Genomic DNA, 19,191 nt, shown 5'->3' on the forward strand with positions numbered 1-19,191 from the left:
TCCGCAAGATCATGAAGATCTCCAAGGAGCCGATCTCCATGGAGACGCCGATCGGCGACGACGACGACTCCCATCTGGGCGACTTCATCGAGGACACCGCCACCCTGGCCCCGGCCGAAGCGGCGATGTACTCCGGCCTGCGCGACGCCACCGGCGAAGTGCTCGACTCGCTGACCCAGCGCGAAGCGAAGGTGCTGCGCATGCGCTTTGGCATCGAGATGAACACCGACCACACGCTGGAAGAGGTCGGCAAGCAGTTCGACGTCACCCGTGAGCGCATCCGCCAGATCGAAGCCAAGGCCCTGCGCAAGCTGCGCCACCCGAGCCGCTCCGAGAAGCTGCGCAGCTTCCTCGACAGCGACGCGTAACGGCCCCGAAGCACACCGGGCCTCTAGCTCATGCTTGGTTAGAGCAGCGGACTCATAATCCGTTGGTGCTGGGTTCGACTCCCAGGGGGCCCACCAACTGCATCAAGCACTTACGCCAGTCCTTCGGGGCTGGCGTTTTGCTTTCAGCACACCCGGCAGGGCGAAATGGTGGATGGCCTCGCGTCTGTTCGACAAGACAGCGCCTCATGTCCAGGGCGTCTATCGGCCCGAGCCAGCGCAAGAAAGCGCGCCGTAGACGTGACGATGGGGACCGAAGTCCCCACCGGCTTTTCTTTGGTAACAAGGCTCAAGCAGCCTCGGCATAGGCCTTAAGCGGCCAGTGCGAAACGCTCATCGTTGGCGTTTATGGATTTGCGCGGATTACGTCCGTCGCCTCTCGGGTTGCCTGCTCACCTTTGCCCGCCCTGTCGAAACCAGTACACCCCCACCCAAACGCACTCCCGAATGCCCTTGGGTGGAGGTGAGGGGAATCGAACCCCTGTCCAGAACGCCTCCAGATTGCCGGGATTACAACCATGCCCGCGATCATACGCAGCTCGGCTCAGGCATTCAATGCCTATCAGGCACCGGCGTGGCCCCGCTTTGTAAGCAAATGCGCCGCTCGGGACACACATCAACCCTTGGGCACGCGCCCCATCAGGTAGAAGGGCTCGTTGGGCGGCGTGCCGGCTAGATGCACCAGGCGGTTGCTCATCGCGAAGAAGCCCACGATCGCGCCGATGTCCCAGATCGCGTCGTCATCGAAACCATGCACGCGCAAGGCCTCGATGTCGGCATCCTCGACCTCGCTGCCGCGGGTCGACAGCTTCAGCGCAAAATCCAGCATCGCGCGCTGGCGCGGGGTGATCTCGGCCTTGCGATGGTTGGTGGCAAGCTGGTCGGCGATACGCGGGTTCTTCGCCCTGATGCGCAGGACTGCGCCATGCGCGATCACGCAGTACAGGCACTGCCCGGCGGCGGACGTGGCGACGACGATCATCTCGCGCTCGGCCTTGCTGAGGCCGACGTCCTTTTCCATCAGCGCATCGTGGTAATCGAAGAAGGCGCGGAACTCGGCCGGGCGGTGCGCCAGCATCAGGAACACGTTGGGGACGAAGCCCGCCCTCTCCTGCACGGCCAGGATGCGCTCGCGCACATCCTCGGGCAGGGCGTCGAGTTCGGGGACAGGGAAGCGGCTGATCTTGTCGGTCATGCAGGTGTCTCCATCGCAGATGCTATTGTTCAGGCAGCCGATGGTAACCGACAGCGAAGCCATTGAATGCGGCACTGGGCCGAAAGCCCCGGACGGGTGATAATGTCTGCCTTCCGAAAAACGGACACGATTCGATGAAGCGCGTAGATGACTTTCGCCTGCGACTGGGCTCTCATGAACTGGTACCGATCATGGTCGGCGGCATGGGCGTGGATATCTCCACCGCTGATCTTGCCCTCGAAGCGGCTCGCCTGGGCGGCGTGGGTCACATCTCGGACGCGATGCTGCCGACCGTATCCGACCGGCGTTACAACACCAAGTACGTCAAGAACAAGCTGCAGCAGTACAAGTTCAACGTCGCCAATGCCGACAAGTCCGTCGTGCAGTTCGACCTCGGCCTGATTGCCGAGGCGACCGCGACCCACGTCGGCCGGACGATGGAGCGCAAGCGCGGTCCTGGCATGGTCTTCATCAACTGCATGGAGAAGCTGACCATGAACGCGCCGAAGGACACCCTTCGGGTGCGGCTGCGGACGGCGATGGACCATGGCATCGACGGCATCACGCTGGCAGCCGGCCTGCATCTGGGTTCGTTCGCGCTGATCGAGGACCACCCGCGCTTTCGCGACGTCCAGCTTGGCATCATCGTCAGCTCGCTGCGCGCGCTGCAGCTCTTCCTGAAGAAGAGCGCGCGCACCGGCCGCATGCCCGACTACGTCGTGGTCGAGGGTCCGCTTGCCGGCGGCCACCTCGGCTTCGGCATGGACTGGGCGCAGTACGATCTCGCCACCATCGTCGCCGAGATCCGCGACTGGATGCGCGCGCAGCAGCTCGACATCCCGCTGATCCCTGCCGGCGGCATCTTCACCGGCACCGACGCGGTGAACTTCCTCGAGGCCGGGGCGGGCGCGGTGCAGGTCGCCACCCGCTTCACCGTGACCAGGGAATGCGGCCTGCCCGACGAGGTCAAGCAGGACTACTTCAAGGCCAAGGAAGACGAGATCGAGGTCAACCAGATCTCGCCCACCGGCTATCCGATGCGCATGCTCAAGAGCAGCCCGGCGATCGGCAGCGGCATCCGCCCGAACTGCGAGGCCTACGGCTACCTGCTCGACTCGACCGGCAACTGCCAGTACATCGAGGCCTATAACCGCGAGGTCGCGGCGCATCCGGACGCCAAGAAGATCAAGGTGTTCGACAAGACCTGCCTGTGCACCCACATGCGCAACTTCGACTGCTGGACCTGCGGCCACTACACCTACCGCCTGAAGGACACCTCGCGGCGCGAAGAGAACGGCGACTACCGGATCCTCAGCGCCGAGCATGTGTTCCACGACTACCAGTTCAGTACCGACAACCAGGTGGCACTGCCCGAATGACATCAGGGAGCACGGTGAGCCGTGCCCGTTTTCCTCTCCATGCCAACTAATTCCTGAGCCTGCGGCCGGGGAGCGGCGATACTTCCGCCATGGAAAGGCCCCCTTGTTCGCCGATGAACGTGGTCGTCGTCGATGACACTCCCCTCAACCTGGTGTTGATGGGCAAGCTCGTCGACCGCCTTCCGATGGCACGCGCACAAGGCTTCGAAGGTCCGGTCGAAGCGCTGGCATGGTGTCTCGAGCACGAGCCCGACCTCATCATCGTCGACTACATGATGCCGGGGATGGACGGGCTGGAATTCATCCGCCGAATGCGTGCAAGCCGGCACCGCGACGACCTGCCGATCCTGATGGTGACGGCCAGTCACGAGCGCAGCGTGCGCTATGAGGCGCTCGAATGCGGCGCCAACGACTTTCTGACCAAGCCGATCGATGCGCACGAGTTCGAGTCCCGTGTGCGCAACATGCTCAAGCTGCGCGAGGCGCACCTGGCGACCCGGCAGCGCGCCGAGACGCTCGCGGTGGAAGTGCGCAAGGCCACCGCCGAGATCGTCGATCGCGAGCGCGAGACCATCACCCGCCTGTCACGTGCCGCCGAGTTCCGCGACCCGGAGACCGGCGCCCACATCCAGCGCATGTCGCATTACTCGGCATTGATCGCCCGCCGCCTTGGCCACGACGAGGACTTCGCCGATGCCCTGCTGATGGCCGCGCCGATGCACGATGTGGGCAAGCTTGGCATCCCGGACACGATCCTGCTCAAGCCGGGCCGGCTGAGCACGGACGAGTTCGAGGTGATGAAGCGCCATCCCCAGATTGGCTACGACATCCTCAAGGACTCGTCCTCGAGCATCCTGCGCCTGGGCGCGACGATCGCCCTCACCCACCACGAGAAGTTCGACGGCAACGGCTATCCGCATGGCCTGGCCGGCCAGGCCATTCCGATCGAGGGCCGAATCGTGGCGGTGGCCGATGTCTTCGACGCCCTCACCTCGGCACGCCCCTACAAACCGGCCTGGCCGCTCGCACGGGCCATCGCCCTGCTGCGGGAAGGCCGCGGCAGCCACTTCGACCCCGACTGCGTGGACGCCTTCCTGCTGGCGTGGGATGAGGTACTGGGCGTGCGCACGCGCTTTCGCGACGCCTACGAAACGCTGCACGGCAGCTGAGGCCCGTGCGGCGAGCCTCGCCGTCGTCGCATCAGCGGCGGCGTTCGATCAGTTCGACCTTGTAGCCGTCCGGGTCTTCGATGAAGGCGATCACGGTCTTGCCGTGCTTCATCGGCCCCGCTTCGCGCACCACCTTGCCGCCACGCGCGCGGATGTCCTCGCAGGCCTTCGCCGCATCCTCGACCTCGAGCGCGATGTGGCCGTAGGCCGTGCCCAGCTCATAGCTGTCCACCCCCCAGTTGTGGGTGAGCTCGAGCACTGCGCCCTCGCTCTCGTCCTGATAGCCGACGAAGGCGAGCGTGAACTTGCCGTCCGGGTAGTCGTGCTTGCGCAGCAGGCGCATGCCGAGCACCTCGGTGTAGAAGGCCAGGGAGCGGTCGAGATCGCCGACGCGCAGCATGGTGTGGAGCATTCTCATGGGTGTGGATCCTCGTTCGTTGTTGCGTGGTTCAGTCTTCTGCGCCGAAGCGGCCGCTATCGGCCGACGGTGCCGACGCAATGACGGGCAGGGTCGCGGCCGCCTTGCGCAGCGCGCCGCGTGCGGCACGCCAGTCCGGGTACAGGCGCTCCACCACCGCCCAGAAGCGCGGCGAGTGATTCATTTCCAGCAGATGCGCCACCTCGTGCGCCACCACGTAGTCGATCAGCGCAGGCGGCAGGTGGATCAGTCGCCAATGCAGGCGGATGCCCGATCGGCTGCTGCAACTGCCCCAGCGCGTGCGTGCGCTCGACAGGCGCAGCGGCGGCGGCTCAAGGCCGAGCCGATGGCAATACTCCTCGACCCGGCCCTGGAACCAGGCCAGCGCCCGTGCCTGCAAGGCGCGCAACAGGGCGCGCAGCGGATCGACGGCGGTCGGCAACTGGAGTTCCTCGCCGCCGTCGGCGCCTGTGCGCCAGCGCGTGCTGCGCCCGGGATGCAGGCGCAGGGTGAGCGGCCGACCTAACAAGGGCACGGCCGCACCCTCCGCCGCCTTCAGCACCGGCACCGCGGGCGCCGCGGCGCGGGCCTGCAGGCGATCGAGCAGCCAGCGACCGTGGCTGTGCACAAACCGCTCGACCTCGCCGAGCGGGGTGCGCAGCGGCACCGCCACCCGCGCGCCGCGGTGATCCACCTGCAGCGCGAACGAGCGCCGCGCCGAGCGCCGCAGCACGAGTTCGACCGCCGTGCCGTCGATGACGACGGTGTGGGCCTGCTCCTGCGCCTTGCCGCGCAAGGCCTGCACGCGGGGCATCAGGCCTTGTCTTCCCACTCCAGCCCACGCGCAGCGAGGTCGGCCCTGATGCAGGCCATGGCCTCGGCGACACGCGCGGCCTTGCCCTTCATGCCCAGCTCGAGCGACCGGCGCTGGCCCTCGCTCGCGATCGTCGGCAGGCTGAACAAGGTGGTATCGGGAAACTCGTCCGTGACCTGGCGCATCAGCGCGATGAGCTGCCCCTCGTAGACGTCCCAGATGGTGACGGCCTGCTCCACATAGTCCTCGGCATGGTGCAGGTGGGCGAAGTGGGTATCGAGCACCCATTCCACCATCGGCCAAGCCATGATGGGAAAGCCGGGGGTGAAGTAGTGCTGGCGGATCGAGAAGCCGGGGATGCGGTTGAAGCTGTTCGGCACGATGTCGCTGCCCACCGGGTACACCCCCATCTGCAGGCGCTCGGGCGTGATCTCGGCGCCGAAGCGGGCGCGGATCTCGGCCTCGGCCTGCGGATGCAGGGCCAGCTCGAGGCCGAGCGCGGCAGCGGCGGCCTGGCGCGTGCGATCGTCCGGCGTGGCGCCGATGCCGCCGAAGCTGAATACCACGTCGCCAGTGGCGAAGGTCTGGCGCAAGGTGTCGGTGAGGCACTGGAAATCGTCGCCGACATAGCGCGCCCACGACAGCTTGAGTCCGCGCGCGCCAAGCAGCTCGATGAGCCTGGCCAGATGCTTGTCGCTGCGACGACCCGACAGGATCTCGTCGCCGATGATGAGGGCACCGAAGTTCATGGCAGCTTCCGCGGGGACGATGCGCCGTCGGCATCGAGCACGGTCACGCCGTGCTGCAGCCGGTGCCGGCGCAGGGTCTCGAGCATGTAATGGACGAAGGCGAGGCCGGCGAAGGCGGGCGCCAGCAGGTTGACGAAAGGCACGTAGGCGAGCAGCGAGCAGCCTCCGCCCAGCAGCAACATCTGTGGCCGCCAGTCGTTGCGCAGACGTGCCAGCTCGTCGCGGTCGGCGTGCAGCATCAATGCGTCATAGCCGAAGGCACGCTGGTTGAGCCAGCCGGTGAGCACCACCGACGCCAGCAGGCCGACGCCGGGGATCAGCCAGAAGGGCAGCGACACCAGCAGCGCGAGCAGGAAGAGCCCGCCGGCGACGATGGAGTTCCATGCACTGCCCACGTTGGAGCCGCCGCGGCGCTGCTCGATGTCGGCGTAATCGGTGCGGCCGATGCGCTCCAGCATCAGGGGCAGGGCAATGGTCGCGACCAGCAGCGCCGCCGTGACGTAGATCAGCGGCACCACCAGCAGCGCGACGGCGATCTTGATCAGCACCAGCATCACCGCCGCGGCCGCCTCGGAGGCCGACAGCCAGGTGCCGACGAAAGACCAGCCCGCGACCCAGGCGAACAAGCCCTCGGTGACCGGCGTCCACGCCATCACCGCGATCACGGTCCACACCACCATGGCCGCCAGGCCAGGCCACAGCAGGTGCCAGAAGATGTCGCGGCGCAACAGGCTGCGGCTGGCGCGCCCGACGGCGACGAGGATGTCCTTCATTGGGCGCCTCCCGGGTTCAGCGCGGCATGCCCGGCAGGCCACCGGGCATCATGCCCTTCATCGCGCGCATCATCTTGCTCATGCCGCCCTTGGAGAACTGCTTCATGACCTTCTGCGTCTGCTCGAACTGGTTGAGCAGACGATTGACCTCCTGCACCGTCACCCCGGCCCCGGCCGCGATGCGGCGCTTGCGGCTGGCCTTGAGGAGTTCGGGCTTGGCGCGCTCGAGCGGGGTCATGGAATTGATGATGCCCTCGATGCGACCGATCGCCTTTTCCTCGGTGCCCCCCTGCAGCTTGCCGGCCGCCTGCGCGAACTGGGCCGGCAGCTTGTCCATCATCGAGGCCAGGCCGCCCATCTTGCGCATCTGGGCAATCTGCTCCTTGAAGTCGTTGAGATCGAAACCCTTGCCGGTCTTGAGCTTCTGCGCGAAGGCCTTGGCCTTCTCCTCGTCCACGCCGCGGCGCGCCTCCTCGACCAGGCCAAGGATGTCGCCCATGCCGAGGATGCGGCTGGCCATGCGGTCAGGGTGGAAGGGCTCCAGCCCGGAGAGCTTCTCGCCGATACCGGCGAACTTGAGCGGCTTGCCGGTGACATGGCGCACCGACAGCGCCGCGCCGCCGCGCGAATCGCCGTCGAGCTTGGTCAGCACCACGCCGGTGAGCGGCAGCGCCTCGTTGAAGGCGCGCGCGGTATTGACCGCGTCCTGACCCAGCATGGCATCGACCACGAACAGGGTCTCGATCGGCTTGACCGCGGCGTGCAGTTCCTTGATCTCGGCCATCATGGCCTCGTCCACCGCGAGACGGCCGGCCGTGTCGACCAGCAGCACGTCGATGTGGTGCTTGCGCGCGTAGTCGAGCGCAGCGAGCGCGATCGCGACCGGCTTCTGCTCCGCCGACGAGGGGAAGAAGCCGACGCCGGCCTGCGCGGCCACCGTCTTCAACTGCTCGATCGCCGCCGGGCGATAGACGTCGGCCGACACCACCAGCACCTTCTTCTTCTGCTGCTCGTGCAACAGCTTGGCGAGCTTGCCGGTGGTGGTGGTCTTGCCCGCGCCCTGCAGGCCGGCCATCAGCACCACCGCCGGTGGCTGCGTGGACAGGTCCAGGCCCTCGTGGGCGCCGCCCATCAGCGCCTTGAGTTCGTCATGCACCACGCCGACCAGAGCCTGGCCTGGCGTGAGCGAGGCGATGACCTCCTGGCCGACCGCCTTTTCCTTGACGCGGGCAACGAAGTCCTTGACCACCGGCAGGGCGACGTCGGCCTCGAGCAGCGCCATGCGCACCTCGCGCATCGCCTCCTGGATGTTTTCGTCCGTCAGACGCGCCTGACCGCGAAGGGTCTTGACGACTTTGGAAAGACGTTGAGTCAGATTGTCGAGCATGTTCGCGAGGGCCTTGGGCGCGTGACTTGGAGTAAACTGCAGCTACGTATGCGCACAATTCTACTTCATCTGCTTCCCGCCTCGCTCTATGCCGGGGTCGGCCTGCTGTTCTGGCGCAGTTGCATGCGCGGCGATGCGGGGCTGGCAATCCGTCGCGAATGCATGACGGCACGCGAACGCGTGGCCTTGCTGATTGCGCTGCTGGCCCACGGCCTTGCCCTTCACGTGGCGATCTTTCCGGGCACCGAGATGCGCTTCGGCTTCGGCGTCGCGCTGTCCTTGATGGTCTGGCTGGCGATCTGCTTCTACTGGGTCGAGACGCTCTATACCCGGCTCGACGGCCTCCATGCGGTGGTGATGCCGGCGGGCATCGTCGCGAGCCTCGTGCCGCTGGTCTTCCCCGGCGAGCACGTGCTCGCCAACGCCGGCTCGCCCGCCTTCCGCGCCCACTTCGTCGTCGCCATGCTGGCCTACAGCCTGTTTACGCTGGCGGCCCTGCACGCCATGCTGATGGCCGTGGCCGCCCGCCAACTGCACAATGCGCGCTTCAGCCGCCTGCTGTCCGGCCTGCCGCCGCTGCTGACGATGGAGGCGCTGCTGTTCCGCCTGATCAGCATCGCCTTCGTACTGCTCACGCTCACCCTGGCGAGCGGGGTGCTGTTCTCCGAGACCTTGTTCGGCCAGGCCCTGCGGGTCGATCACAAGACCATCTTTGCCTTCATCTCATGGCTGCTGTTCGGCGGCCTGCTGGTCGGGCGTCGGCTGTGGGGCTGGCGCGGCCGCCTTGCCCTGCGCTGGACGCTGGCGGGTTTCGTCGCGCTGATGCTGGCCTACGTGGGCAGCCGCTTCGTCATCGAGATCGTGCTCGAGCGCACCGGCTGAGCGCGGCCCGGCCGTGTTGACAGCGTCCTAGCCGGCACCAATACTCCAAGGCCCTCGACTTCCCGCTCCCTTCGTGTCGGACCTCACCCTGACGCTCCAAGCCGTCGCCCTCGTCGTGCTGCTCGTACTGTCGGGCTGCTTCTCGATGTCCGAAACGGTGATGATGGCGTCGAACCGCTACCGGCTGCGTTCGCTCGCCGGCCAGGGCCACAAGGGGGCCACGCTCGCCCTCGAACTGCTGGGCAAGACTGACCGTCTGCTGGGCGTGATCCTGCTCTTCAACAACCTCGTCAACACCGCCGCCGCAACACTGGTGAGCGTGATCACCATGGAACTCTTCGGTGACGAGCGCTGGGCACTCGGCGTGGCCACCCTGCTCGTCACCTTCGCCATCCTGGTGTTCGCCGAGATCACGCCGAAGGTCGTCGGCGCAGCACATGCCGACCGCCTGGCGCCGATCGTCGCCTATCCGTTAGCGGGGCTACTGCGGGCGTTCTACTTCGCGGTCTGGTTCGTCAACCTGTTCTCGCGCGGCCTGCTATGGCTGATTCGCCTGCAACCCAAGGATGACGACAATGGCGCGCTGTCGGTCGAGGAACTGCGGGCGATGGTGATCGACTCCGGGCAATACATCCCGCACAAGCACCGCAGCATCCTGGTGAACCTGTTCGATCTGGAGAAAATCACGGTCGAGGACGTGATGACGCCGCGCGGCGCGATCGAGGCCATCGACCTGTCCGACCCGATCGACGAGCTTCGGCGCCAGATCGCCACCAGCTTCCACACCCGGCTCGCGGTGTACGACGGCGACAGCGAACACGTGATCGGCGTCCTGCACCAGCGCCGCCTGCTGAGCGACACCCTCGACGAGCCCTTTGCGGTGGAGCGCATCCGCGACCTGCTCATACGCCCGTACTTCGTGCCGGCGGACACCCCGCTCTACTCGCAGATCCAGTTCTTCCAGGAGAACCAGCAACGTCTGGCCTTCGTGGTGGACGAGTACGGCGAAATCCTGGGCCTGATCACGCTCGAGGACATCATCGAGGAGCTGATCGGCAAGTTCACCACCAGCATCCCCGACGCCGGCGACCGCATGCACTGGAGCGAGGAAGGCAGCGTCCTGGTCGATGGCTCGGCCAACCTGCGCGAGCTCAACCGCCGGCTCGACCTGTCGCTGCCGACCGACGGCCCGAAGACCCTCAACGGCCTGATCCTCGAATACCTGCAGGACATCCCCGAGACCGGGGTATCGATGAAGATTGCCGATACGCCGATCGAAGTCGTGCAGACCCAGGACCGCATGGTGCGCACCGCACGTCTGTTCCGCCCGCTCGTACGCAGCGCCGGGCAATGAGGCAAAGCGTCACGCGCGCGCCCCTGCAACCCTTTACAAGGCCGGATGCGGCGTGCAACATCGGCCGCACTCCGGATACGAGCAAGGCATGGCGGCAACCTCCAAACCGGCCCTGAGCGGCTTCGCCAGGGCGCTGATCCAGCATGGGCATCTGCAGGAAGCGGATGCCCTCGCCTGCTCCGCCCAGGCCGGCGACGGCACGAATGCCTTCATGCTCGAGGTCGCCAACCGCGGACGAATGAGCTGCGCCGCAATGGCGCGTTTCGCCGCCGAGACCTTCGGCTACCCGCTGCTCGACATCGCCGCGGTGGACCGCGACACCTTCGCCCGCGAGGCGGTCGATCGCAAGCTGATGCAGAAGCACCAGGTCGTGCCGTTGGCCAAGCGCCAGAACCGCATCACGCTCGCCACCGCCGATCCATCGAACCTTCGCGCCCTCGACGAGATCCGCTTCCAGACCGGGATGCAGCTCGACCTCGTCATCGTCGAGGCGGACAAGCTCAAGCGCACCGTTGACGCCTTGTCCGAGTCGGCCGCCGACACCCTCAAGGAGCTCACCGGCGAGGCCTTCGACATGGACATGCTGCAGCAGGACGTGCCTGCCCAGCAGCGCGACGAAGACGAGGCGAGCGAGGTCGATGACGCGCCGGTCGTCAAGTTCATCCAGAAGGTGCTCATCGATGCGATCAACGAGGGCGCCTCGGATGTGCATTTCGAGCCTTACGAGAAGTTCTACCGCATCCGCGTGCGCACCGACGGCGTGCTGCGCGACATCGCCCAGCCGCCGCTGGTGCTGAAGGAAAAGATCGCCGCGCGCATCAAGGTCATTTCCCGCCTCGACATCTCGGAAAAGCGCATCCCCCAGGACGGGCGCATGAAGATCGTGCTGTCCAAGAACAAGGCGATCGACTTCCGCGTGTCCACCCTGCCCACGCTGCACGGCGAGAAGATCGTGATGCGTATCCTCGATCCGAGCTCGGCGATGCTCGGCGTCGATGCGCTCGGCTACGAGCCTGAGCAGAAGAAGGCCCTGCTCGAGGCGGTCGAGCGCCCCTACGGCATGATCCTGGTCACCGGACCGACCGGCTCGGGCAAGACGGTGTCGCTCTACACCTGCCTCAACCTGCTCAACAAACCCGGCGTCAACATCTCCACCGCCGAGGACCCGGCCGAAATCAACCTGCCCGGCATCAACCAGGTCAACGTCAACGAGAAGGCCGGCCTGACCTTCTCCACCGCGCTGCGCGCCTTCCTGCGCCAGGATCCGGACATCATCATGGTGGGCGAGATCCGCGACCTCGAGACCGCCGAGATCTCGATCAAGGCGGCCCAGACCGGTCACCTCGTGATGTCGACCCTGCACACCAATGACGCGCCGACCACGCTCGAACGGCTAAAGAATATGGGCGTGGCGCCGTTCAATATCGCATCGTCGGTGATCCTCATCACGGCTCAGCGTCTCGCGCGCCGGTTATGCTCATGCAAACGGCCTGTCGACCTCCCGCTCGAAGCGCTGCTCGAGGCCGGTTTCAGCGCCGACGAGCTGGACGGAAGCTGGCAGCCGATGGGACCGGTCGGTTGCGATCGGTGCAAGGGCAGCGGCTACAAGGGTCGGGTCGGCATCTATCAGGTCATGCCGATCAGCGAGGAAATCGCCCACATCATCATGACGGGCGGCAACTCGATGGACATCGCCGCCCAGGCTGAACGCGAGGGCGTTAACGACCTGCGCAAGTCCGGCCTGCTGAAGGTCAAGCAGGGCATGACCTCGCTGGAAGAAGTGCTGGCGACGACCAACGAATAAGACATAGGACGTGTGATCTCATGGCGACAGCAAGCCGGGCGGTGCGAGCCACGGGCCCGAAGGAAGACCTGTACAACTGGGAAGGCAAGGACAAGACCGGCAAGGTCATCCGTGGCGAGATTCGCGCCACCGGAGACACCATGGTGCAGGCCATGCTGCGCCGCCAGGGCATCCAGGTCAGCAAGATCAAGAAGCAGAAGATGTCGCGCAGCGGTCGCATCAGCGACAAGGACATCGCGCTGTTTACCCGCCAGCTCGCCACCATGATGAAATCCGGCGTGCCGCTGCTGCAGGCCTTCGACATCGGCATCAAGGGCTCGGGCAATCCCGCGCTGTCGCGCCTGCTCAATGACATCCGCAATGACGTCGAGACCGGCTCGAACCTGTCCGACGCCTTCGCCAAGCATCCGCAGCACTTCGACAAGCTGTTCTGCAACCTGGTCGCCGCCGGCGAGCAGGCCGGCATCCTCGACAGCCTGCTCGACCGCATCGCCACCTACAAGGAAAAGATCCTTGCCATCAAGAGCAAGATCAAGTCGGCGCTGTTCTACCCGGCAGCCGTCGTCGTGGTCGCTGGCCTGGTGATCTCGGTGATGATGCTGTTCGTGATCCCCGAGTTCAAGAGCGTGTTCGCCAGCTTCGGCGCCGACCTGCCGGCGCCCACTCTGCTCGTGATCGCGATCTCCGACGCCTTCGTCGCCTACTGGTACATCATCTTCGGCGCGCTGATCGCGGCGATCGTGGCGATCGCCTGGAGCTACAAGCGCTCGACGGCGATGCAGATCGCACTCGACCGCGGCATCCTGCGCTTCCCGGTGATCGGCCCCATCATCCGCAAGGCCACGGTGGCGCGCTGGACGCGTACGCTGTCGACGATGTTCGCCGCCGGGGTGCCGCTGGTCGAGGCGCTGGACTCGGTGGGCGGCGCTGCCGGCAACCATGTGTATCTGGTCGCCACACAGCAGATCCAGAGCGAGGTCAGCACCGGCACCAGCCTCACCGTCGCGATGCAGAACGCCGACGTTTTCCCCACCATGGTGGTGCAGATGGTGTCGATCGGCGAAGAGTCCGGCCAGCTCGACTCGATGCTGAGCAAGGTCGCGGACTTCTTCGAGCAGGAGGTCGACGATGCGGTCGCCGGCCTGTCGCAACTGCTCGAGCCGATCATCATGGTCTTCCTCGGCACGGTCATCGGTGGCCTGGTGGTGGCGATGTACCTGCCGATCTTCAAACTCGGCTCGGTTGTCTGATCGATGCTGGACCTGCTGCAGGACCCGCTCGCCTTCGCCGCGCTCGCTGCCCTGCTCGGCCTGTTCGTCGGCAGTTTCCTCAATGTCGTGATCCATCGCCTGCCCAAGATGATGGAGCGCGACTGGCACGCCCAGGCAGCCGAGCTGCGCGGCGAGGACGCGCCCGCTGGCGAGCGCTTCAATCTCGCCACGCCACGTTCGCGCTGCCCGCATTGCGGCCACCAGATTGGCGCACTCGAGAACATCCCGGTGGTGAGCTACGTGTTGCTGCGTGGCCGCTGCCGCCACTGCGGCGCCGGCATCAGCAAGCGCTATCCGATCGTCGAGGCCTGCACCGCCGTGCTGTCGGGCTATGCCGCCTGGCACTTCGGCTTCGGCCTGGCTGCGCTGGGCGCCTTGCTCTTCATCTGGGCGATGGTGGCGCTCACCTTCATCGACCTGGACACCCAGCTGCTGCCCGACGACATCACCCTGCCCCTGCTGTGGCTCGGCCTCGCCTTCAACCTGGGGGGCACCTACACCGAGCTGCCGAGCGCCGTGATCGGCGCGATGGCCGGCTACCTGGCGCTGTGGGCGGTGTTCTGGCTGTTCAAGCTCGCCACCGGAAAAGAGGGCATGGGCTATGGCGACTTCAAGCTGCTCGGCGCCATCGGCGCCTGGCTGGGCTGGCAGGTGCTGCCGCTGACCATCCTGCTGTCCTCGCTCGTGGGCGCCGTGGTGGGCATCGCGCTGATCGTCTTCGCGCGCCATGGGCGCAACGTGCCCATCCCCTTCGGCCCCTACCTGGCCGCCGCCGGCGTCATTGCCCTGTTCTGGGGCGAGTCACTCACCACGCACTACCTCGGCCTGCTCTGAGCCCGCCACCATGCCTGCCCGACGCAGGCTTGAAACCACGCCGATCCGTCCCCATTTGGCAGGCGCGCCCGATGTTTCGGGGCGCGCTTTTTCCTTATGCTGCATTGCGTTAGACTTGCGCACTTGTTTTCGGGAGCGTGCCATGCCCATTTACGAATACCGTTGTCCCAGCTGTGGTTTCCAGAAGGAGCACCTGCAGAAGATGAGCGACCAGCCGCTCTCCAGCTGCCCCTCCTGCGGCAGCACCGGCTACGCCAAGCTGCTGTCCGCCGCCGGCTTCCAGCTCAAGGGCTCGGGCTGGTATGCAACCGACTTCAAGGGCGGCGGCGGCAGCGCACCGGCGGCCTCGTCGTCGAGCGAGACGGCGTCCGCGCCGGCCTGCGCCGGCGGCGGCTGCGCCTGTCACTGAGTCATCCGCTCAAGCGCAGCGGGATCCTCAAGACCATCACGTGAAAAAATACTTCATCACCGGGCTGCTGATCTGGATCCCGCTGGCCATCACCTTCATGGTGCTGGCCTGGATCGTGAACTCGCTCGACGCGATCCTGCTGTGGCTACCCAACGGCTTTCAGCCGCGCGATTACATCGGCATCGACATCCCCGGCGTCGGCGTCGTCGCGAGCCTGCTGATCGTGTTCTTCACCGGACTGGTGGCGGCCAACGTACTCGGCCAGAAGCTCGTTCAACTGTGGGAAGCACTGCTCGCCCGCATCCCGGTGGTGAAGTCGATCTACTACAGCGTCAAGCAGGTGTCGGACACCCTGTTCTCGAGCAGCGGGCAGGCCTTCCGCAAGGCGCTGCTGGTGCAGTACCCGCGCCAGGGCTCGTGGACGATCGCCTTTCTCACCGGCCAGCCCGGAGGCGACGCGGCCAACCACCTGCCTGGCGACTACGTCAGTGTGTATGTGCCGACCACGCCCAACCCGACCTCGGGCTTCTTCCTGATGATGCCGCGCGCCGACGTGGTCGAGCTCGACATGAGCGTGGATGAAGCCCTGAAGTACATCATCTCCATGGGGGTCGTCGCGCCCCCGTTGCGCAGGCCGCCGAGCCGGGCCGCCCTGCTCAACGAATGACGACGTCCGCGACCAGACCACGCGCAACGATCCAATCCTGAATCAAGCGGGCGCACGAGGCCCGCGAACTGCCGGAATCCACACATGCGAACTCACTACTGCGGCAAAGTCACCGCTGCCGACCTCGACCAGATCGTCACCATCTGCGGCTGGGTGCACCGCCGCCGCGACCACGGCGGCGTCATCTTCATCGACCTGCGCGACCGCGAGGGTCTGGTGCAGGTGGTGTGCGATCCCGACCGCGCCGACACGTTCAGGACCGCCGAGTCGGTGCGCAGCGAGTTCGTGCTGAAGATGAGCGGCAAGGTGCGCCGCCGCCCGGCTGGCACCGAGAACGCCAACCTCACTTCGGGCGAGATCGAGATCCTGTGCCACGACATCGAGGTGCTCAACGCCGCCGCCACGCCGCCCTTCCAACTCGACGACGAGAACCTGTCCGAGACGGTGCGCCTGACCAACCGCGTCATCGACCTGCGTCGCCCGCAGATGCAGAAGAACCTGATGTTGCGCTACAAGACCACGATGGCCTTCCGCCGCTTCCTCGACGGCGCCGGCTTCATCGACGTCGAGACGCCGATGCTCACCAAGAGCACGCCTGAAGGCGCGCGCGACTACCTGGTGCCCTCGCGCGTGCACCCGGGCCAGTTCTTCGCCCTGCCGCAGTCGCCGCAGCTGTTCAAGCAGTTGCTGATGGTGGCCGGCTACGACCGCTACTACCAGATCGTCAAGTGCTTCCGCGACGAGGACCTGCGCGCCGACCGCCAGCCCGAGTTCACCCAGGTTGATCTCGAGACGTCCTTCATGGATGAAAACGAGATCACCGCGCTGGTCGAGGAGATGATCCGCTTCGTGTTCAAGGAAGCGATGGACGTCGAGCTGCCCGCGCCCTTCCCGCGCATGACCTACGCCGAGGCGATGCGCCGCTACGGCTCGGACAAGCCCGACCTGCGCGTCACGCTCGAACTGACCGACGTCACCGACGCGGTGCAGGACGTCGCCTTCAAGGTCTTCAGCGGCCCCGCCACCTCGGGCGGCCGCGTCGCCGCCATGCGCGTGCCGGGCGGCAACGCCCTCACCCGCGGCGAGATCGACGAATACACCAAGTTCGTCGGCATCTACGGTGCCCGCGGCCTCGCCTACATCAAGGTCAACGACGTCGGCCAGCCCAACGAGCAGGGCCTGCAGTCGCCGATCGTCAAGAACCTGCACGAGACCGCGCTCCGTACCATCCTCGAGCGCACCGGTGCGCAGTCGGGCGACCTGATCTTCTTCGGTGCCGACAAGACCAAGGTGGTCAACGACGCCATGGGCGCGCTGCGCATCAAGCTCGGCCATGAGAAGGGCTACGTCACCGGCGAGGCCTGGTGCCCGCTGTGGGTGGTCGACTTCCCGATGTTCGAGTACGACGAGGACGACAAGCGCTGGACCGCCTGCCACCACCCCTTCACCAGCCCCAAGGACGCGCACATCGAGCTGCTCGAATCCAACCCCGGCGAGTGCCTGGCCAAGGCCTACGACCTCGCGTTGAACGGCTGGGAGATCGGCGGCGGCTCGGTCCGTATCCACCGCGCCGACGTGCAGGCGCGCGTGTTCCAGGCGCTCGCCATCGGTCCCGAAGAGCAGCAGGCCAAGTTCGGCTTCCTGCTCGACGCGCTCAAGTACGGCGCCCCGCCGCACGGCGGCCTCGCCTTCGGCCTCGACCGCATCGTCACCATGATGACCGGCGCCGAATCGATCCGCGACGTGATCGCCTTCCCCAAGACCCAGCGTGCACAGTGCCTGCTGACCGACGCCCCGAGCGAGGTCGACGACAAGCAGCTGCGCGAGTTGCACATCCGCCTGCGCCAGAAGGTGCAGACCGAGGTCGAGGTCGGCCGCGGCTGATCGCGCTTCACAAACTGCCCTGCTGAAGCCCCCCGGGCGAGGAGATCCCGCATTTCTTCGCCCGGGGGGCTTCAGCCTTTCGGGCTCCTGCCGTAATCTCTAGCTCTTGCAGGCCCTGGGGTCTGTCCGGCATTCCCTCCCTTCTTGCGGCTGCCCACCCGATGCTGCTGTCCCATGACATCGACGTCCTCGTCATCGAGAGCCAGGCGACCATGCGCGCGCAGTTGCGCACCATGCTCGCGTCGATCGGTGTGGACACGCCGCAGTTCGCGGTGTCGGCGACGATGGCGATGCGCCGGCTGCGCGAGCAGCGCTTCGACCTGATCCTGTGCGAATACAACCTCGGTGACGGCCAGGACGGCCAGCACCTGCTCGAGGACCTGCGCCAGCATGAGGTCATCCCCCTCGACACCTTGTTCGTCATGATCACCGGCGAGCGCAACTACGAGCGCGTCACCAGCGCCTGCGAGCTCGCCCCCAACGACTACATCCTCAAGCCGCTCAACGCCGAAACCCTGCGCGTGCGCCTGCTGCGTGCCTTCGAGAAGCGCGACGCCTTCCTGCCCGCCTGGCAGCTGATGCGGATCGGCGACCCGGTGGGCGCGATCGACTACTGCCGCCTCGCGCGCGACGAGCATCCGCTCTACCTGATCGACTTCATGCGCCTGCAGGCCGAGCTGCACGCCAGCATCGGCCAGGTCGGCGAAGCGGAGGCGCTCTACCGCGACATCCTGTCCTCTCGCCCCATCCCCTGGGCCGCGCTCGGGCTGGCGCGCATGCTGATGCTGAAGAAGGCCTTCGTCGAGGCCGAGCACGTGCTCGAGGAGCTGGTCGCGCGCCACGAGCGCTTCATCGAGGCCTACGAGCTGCTCGCCCGCCTGCGCGAGGAAACCGGGCGCGCGGAAGAAGCCTGCGCCACGCTGCAGCGGGCGACCGAGCGCTCGCCCTACCGCATCCGCCGCCTGCGCCACCTCGGGGCGCTGGCGCTCGCCACCGGCAGCCCGGCGACCGCCGAGCGCAGCCTTGCCGAGGTCGTCCAGCGCGGCAAGTACTCCGAGTTTCGCGACCCCGAGGACCACATCCGCCTGCTCCAGGCCCAGCTCGCACTGCACAAGGTCGAGGATGCACGCAGCACCCTCGCCGATCTCGAGCGCAGCATGGGCCGGCAGCCCAAGGGCGAGGTCTGCGCCGCCGTCGGCGGCGCCCTGCTGCAGGCCCACCAGCACGACCAGGCGGGTGCTCGCCAGGCCATCCTCGGCGCTTTGCGCAATCCCAACCGCATCCGCACCCTGTCGGTCGGGCTGCGCCAGGATTTGATCAAGACCTGCCTCGACCAGCACCTCGACGAACAGGGCAACGCCCTGCTCGCCGACCTCATGCGCACGGCGGCCGACGACCGCACGCTGGAAACCACCCGCGCCGCGCTCAAGGCACGCGGCCTCGACCACCTGTCGCGCGAGATCGAAGCCCAGGTCCAGGCCGAGGTGAAGTCGCTCGTCACCACCGGCGCTCAAAAGGCCCACGCGGGCGATTTCGACGGCGCGGTGGCCGAGATGATGAACGCCGCGCGCAAGATGCCCGGCAACCCGCACGTGCTGTTCAACGCCGCGCTGGCCCTGCTGCGCCACATCGAGCATCGCGGCTGGAACGACGCCTTCGCCGCCCAGGCGCGCGACCTGATCCAGCGCGCCCACCGCCTGTCGCCAGCCAATCCGCGCCTGGTGGCCATCACCGAATTCATGCACGAACTGATCAAGCGCTACGGCATCCGCCCCGAACGCGTGATGCAGAAGCCGCGCCCGGCATGAGCGCGACC

18 protein-coding genes, 1 tRNA gene and 1 other RNA gene are annotated in these 19,191 nt (G+C 66.5%); 13 read left to right on the top strand and 7 right to left on the bottom strand.

Features of this window, described 5'->3' with window-relative positions:
* The coding region (locus PLC66_RS15140; RefSeq protein WP_324541861.1) for a sigma-70 family RNA polymerase sigma factor at nt 1-368 on the top strand (368 nt) is incomplete at its 5' end.
* A 17-nt stretch (nt 369-385) separates the two neighbouring features.
* A tRNA-Ile gene (locus PLC66_RS15145) sits at nt 386-464 on the top strand.
* Between the two features lie 163 nt (nt 465-627).
* Here the strand turns inward: PLC66_RS15145 and ssrA are convergent.
* Nucleotides 628-955: a transfer-messenger RNA gene (ssrA, locus tag PLC66_RS15150) on the bottom strand.
* A gap of 47 nt (nt 956-1,002) precedes the next feature.
* Complete coding sequence (locus PLC66_RS15155; protein ID WP_324541862.1) at nt 1,003-1,581, bottom strand: peroxidase-related enzyme; 579 nt, start codon at nt 1,579-1,581, stop codon at nt 1,003-1,005.
* Between the two features lie 134 nt (nt 1,582-1,715).
* Here PLC66_RS15155 and PLC66_RS15160 point away from each other — a divergent pair, with 134 nt between their 5' ends.
* Nucleotides 1,716-2,960: a nitronate monooxygenase gene (locus PLC66_RS15160; protein ID WP_324541863.1), complete on the top strand. Its 1,245-nt coding sequence runs from the start codon at nt 1,716-1,718 to the stop codon at nt 2,958-2,960.
* 89 nt (nt 2,961-3,049) lie between these two features.
* The gene (locus PLC66_RS15165; RefSeq protein WP_324541865.1) at nt 3,050-4,129 is read left to right on the top strand and encodes an HD domain-containing phosphohydrolase; all 1,080 of its coding nucleotides are present in this window, start codon (nt 3,050-3,052) and stop codon (nt 4,127-4,129) included.
* Between the two features lie 31 nt (nt 4,130-4,160).
* Here the strand turns inward: PLC66_RS15165 and gloA are convergent, their stop codons facing one another.
* Genes gloA through ffh form a run of 5 tightly spaced genes read right to left on the bottom strand, consistent with a single transcriptional unit; the run spans nt 4,161 to nt 8,270 of the window.
* Nucleotides 4,161-4,547 (bottom strand): lactoylglutathione lyase, encoded by a 387-nt coding sequence (gene gloA / locus PLC66_RS15170; RefSeq protein ID WP_324541867.1) that lies wholly within the window; start codon nt 4,545-4,547, stop codon nt 4,161-4,163.
* Nucleotides 4,548-4,578: 31 nt separating this feature from the next.
* Nucleotides 4,579-5,361: a M48 family metallopeptidase gene (locus PLC66_RS15175; protein WP_324541869.1), complete on the bottom strand. Its 783-nt coding sequence runs from the start codon at nt 5,359-5,361 to the stop codon at nt 4,579-4,581.
* The gene (locus tag PLC66_RS15180; RefSeq protein WP_324541871.1) at nt 5,361-6,110 is read right to left on the bottom strand and encodes a competence/damage-inducible protein A; all 750 of its coding nucleotides are present in this window, start codon (nt 6,108-6,110) and stop codon (nt 5,361-5,363) included. The genes PLC66_RS15175 and PLC66_RS15180 overlap by 1 nt, the downstream gene beginning before the upstream one ends.
* A complete protein-coding gene (locus tag PLC66_RS15185; RefSeq protein ID WP_324541873.1) occupies nt 6,107-6,883 on the bottom strand; it encodes an EI24 domain-containing protein in 777 nt (258 codons plus the stop codon). Before PLC66_RS15185 ends, PLC66_RS15180 begins: the two co-directional genes overlap by 4 nt.
* Before the next feature lie 16 nt (nt 6,884-6,899).
* Nucleotides 6,900-8,270 carry a signal recognition particle protein gene (gene ffh, locus PLC66_RS15190; RefSeq protein WP_324541875.1) on the bottom strand — a complete coding sequence of 457 codons (1,371 nt, stop codon included), beginning with the start codon at nt 8,268-8,270 and terminating at the stop codon, nt 6,900-6,902.
* Between the two features lie 48 nt (nt 8,271-8,318).
* Between ffh and PLC66_RS15195 the strand changes: the two genes are divergently transcribed.
* The 9 genes from PLC66_RS15195 to PLC66_RS15235 all read left to right on the top strand — a co-directional run bounded on the left by PLC66_RS15195 (nt 8,319) and on the right by PLC66_RS15235 (nt 19,183).
* Nucleotides 8,319-9,152 carry a cytochrome C assembly family protein gene (locus PLC66_RS15195; RefSeq protein WP_324541877.1) on the top strand — a complete coding sequence of 278 codons (834 nt, stop codon included), beginning with the start codon at nt 8,319-8,321 and terminating at the stop codon, nt 9,150-9,152.
* 73 nt (nt 9,153-9,225) lie between these two features.
* Entirely contained in the window at nt 9,226-10,506 is a 1,281-nt protein-coding gene (locus tag PLC66_RS15200) for an HlyC/CorC family transporter (RefSeq protein ID WP_324541879.1), read from the top strand.
* A gap of 88 nt (nt 10,507-10,594) precedes the next feature.
* A complete protein-coding gene (pilB, locus tag PLC66_RS15205) occupies nt 10,595-12,310 on the top strand; it encodes a type IV-A pilus assembly ATPase PilB (RefSeq protein ID WP_324541881.1) in 1,716 nt (571 codons plus the stop codon).
* Between the two features lie 20 nt (nt 12,311-12,330).
* Nucleotides 12,331-13,560 carry a type II secretion system F family protein gene (locus PLC66_RS15210; RefSeq protein WP_324541883.1) on the top strand — a complete coding sequence of 410 codons (1,230 nt, stop codon included), beginning with the start codon at nt 12,331-12,333 and terminating at the stop codon, nt 13,558-13,560.
* Nucleotides 13,561-13,563: 3 nt separating this feature from the next.
* Complete coding sequence (locus tag PLC66_RS15215) at nt 13,564-14,415, top strand: prepilin peptidase (RefSeq protein ID WP_324541885.1); 852 nt, start codon at nt 13,564-13,566, stop codon at nt 14,413-14,415.
* Nucleotides 14,416-14,557: 142 nt separating this feature from the next.
* A complete protein-coding gene (locus PLC66_RS15220; RefSeq protein WP_324541887.1) occupies nt 14,558-14,824 on the top strand; it encodes an FmdB family zinc ribbon protein in 267 nt (88 codons plus the stop codon).
* Between the two features lie 40 nt (nt 14,825-14,864).
* On the top strand, nt 14,865-15,491 hold the full coding sequence (locus PLC66_RS15225) for a DUF502 domain-containing protein (RefSeq protein ID WP_324541889.1): 627 nt from the start codon (nt 14,865-14,867) through the stop codon (nt 15,489-15,491).
* Nucleotides 15,492-15,575: 84 nt separating this feature from the next.
* Complete coding sequence (aspS, locus tag PLC66_RS15230; protein ID WP_324541891.1) at nt 15,576-17,375, top strand: aspartate--tRNA ligase; 1,800 nt, start codon at nt 15,576-15,578, stop codon at nt 17,373-17,375.
* A gap of 161 nt (nt 17,376-17,536) precedes the next feature.
* Nucleotides 17,537-19,183: a response regulator gene (locus tag PLC66_RS15235; RefSeq protein ID WP_324541893.1), complete on the top strand. Its 1,647-nt coding sequence runs from the start codon at nt 17,537-17,539 to the stop codon at nt 19,181-19,183.
* The last annotated feature ends 8 nt before the right edge of the window (nt 19,184-19,191 follow it).

This window comes from Thauera sp. (genome assembly GCF_035444905.1).
In the GTDB taxonomy this organism is placed as follows: Bacteria; Pseudomonadota; Gammaproteobacteria; order Burkholderiales; family Rhodocyclaceae; genus Thauera.

What these genes read in the sequence shown, in the direction of transcription:
- PLC66_RS15155 (WP_324541862.1), bottom strand. Translation starts at nt 1,581, where the DNA reads ATGACCGACAAGATCAGCCGCTTCCCTGTCCCCGAACTCGACGCCCTG.
- PLC66_RS15160 (WP_324541863.1), top strand. Translation starts at nt 1,716, where the DNA reads ATGAAGCGCGTAGATGACTTTCGCCTGCGACTGGGCTCTCATGAACTG.
- PLC66_RS15165 (WP_324541865.1), top strand. Translation starts at nt 3,050, where the DNA reads ATGGAAAGGCCCCCTTGTTCGCCGATGAACGTGGTCGTCGTCGATGAC.
- gloA (WP_324541867.1), bottom strand. Translation starts at nt 4,547, where the DNA reads ATGAGAATGCTCCACACCATGCTGCGCGTCGGCGATCTCGACCGCTCC.
- PLC66_RS15175 (WP_324541869.1), bottom strand. Translation starts at nt 5,361, where the DNA reads ATGCCCCGCGTGCAGGCCTTGCGCGGCAAGGCGCAGGAGCAGGCCCAC.
- PLC66_RS15180 (WP_324541871.1), bottom strand. Translation starts at nt 6,110, where the DNA reads ATGAACTTCGGTGCCCTCATCATCGGCGACGAGATCCTGTCGGGTCGT.
- PLC66_RS15185 (WP_324541873.1), bottom strand. Translation starts at nt 6,883, where the DNA reads ATGAAGGACATCCTCGTCGCCGTCGGGCGCGCCAGCCGCAGCCTGTTG.
- ffh (WP_324541875.1), bottom strand. Translation starts at nt 8,270, where the DNA reads ATGCTCGACAATCTGACTCAACGTCTTTCCAAAGTCGTCAAGACCCTT.
- PLC66_RS15195 (WP_324541877.1), top strand. Translation starts at nt 8,319, where the DNA reads ATGCGCACAATTCTACTTCATCTGCTTCCCGCCTCGCTCTATGCCGGG.
- pilB (WP_324541881.1), top strand. Translation starts at nt 10,595, where the DNA reads ATGGCGGCAACCTCCAAACCGGCCCTGAGCGGCTTCGCCAGGGCGCTG.
- PLC66_RS15210 (WP_324541883.1), top strand. Translation starts at nt 12,331, where the DNA reads ATGGCGACAGCAAGCCGGGCGGTGCGAGCCACGGGCCCGAAGGAAGAC.
- PLC66_RS15215 (WP_324541885.1), top strand. Translation starts at nt 13,564, where the DNA reads ATGCTGGACCTGCTGCAGGACCCGCTCGCCTTCGCCGCGCTCGCTGCC.
- PLC66_RS15220 (WP_324541887.1), top strand. Translation starts at nt 14,558, where the DNA reads ATGCCCATTTACGAATACCGTTGTCCCAGCTGTGGTTTCCAGAAGGAG.
- aspS (WP_324541891.1), top strand. Translation starts at nt 15,576, where the DNA reads ATGCGAACTCACTACTGCGGCAAAGTCACCGCTGCCGACCTCGACCAG.
- PLC66_RS15235 (WP_324541893.1), top strand. Translation starts at nt 17,537, where the DNA reads ATGCTGCTGTCCCATGACATCGACGTCCTCGTCATCGAGAGCCAGGCG.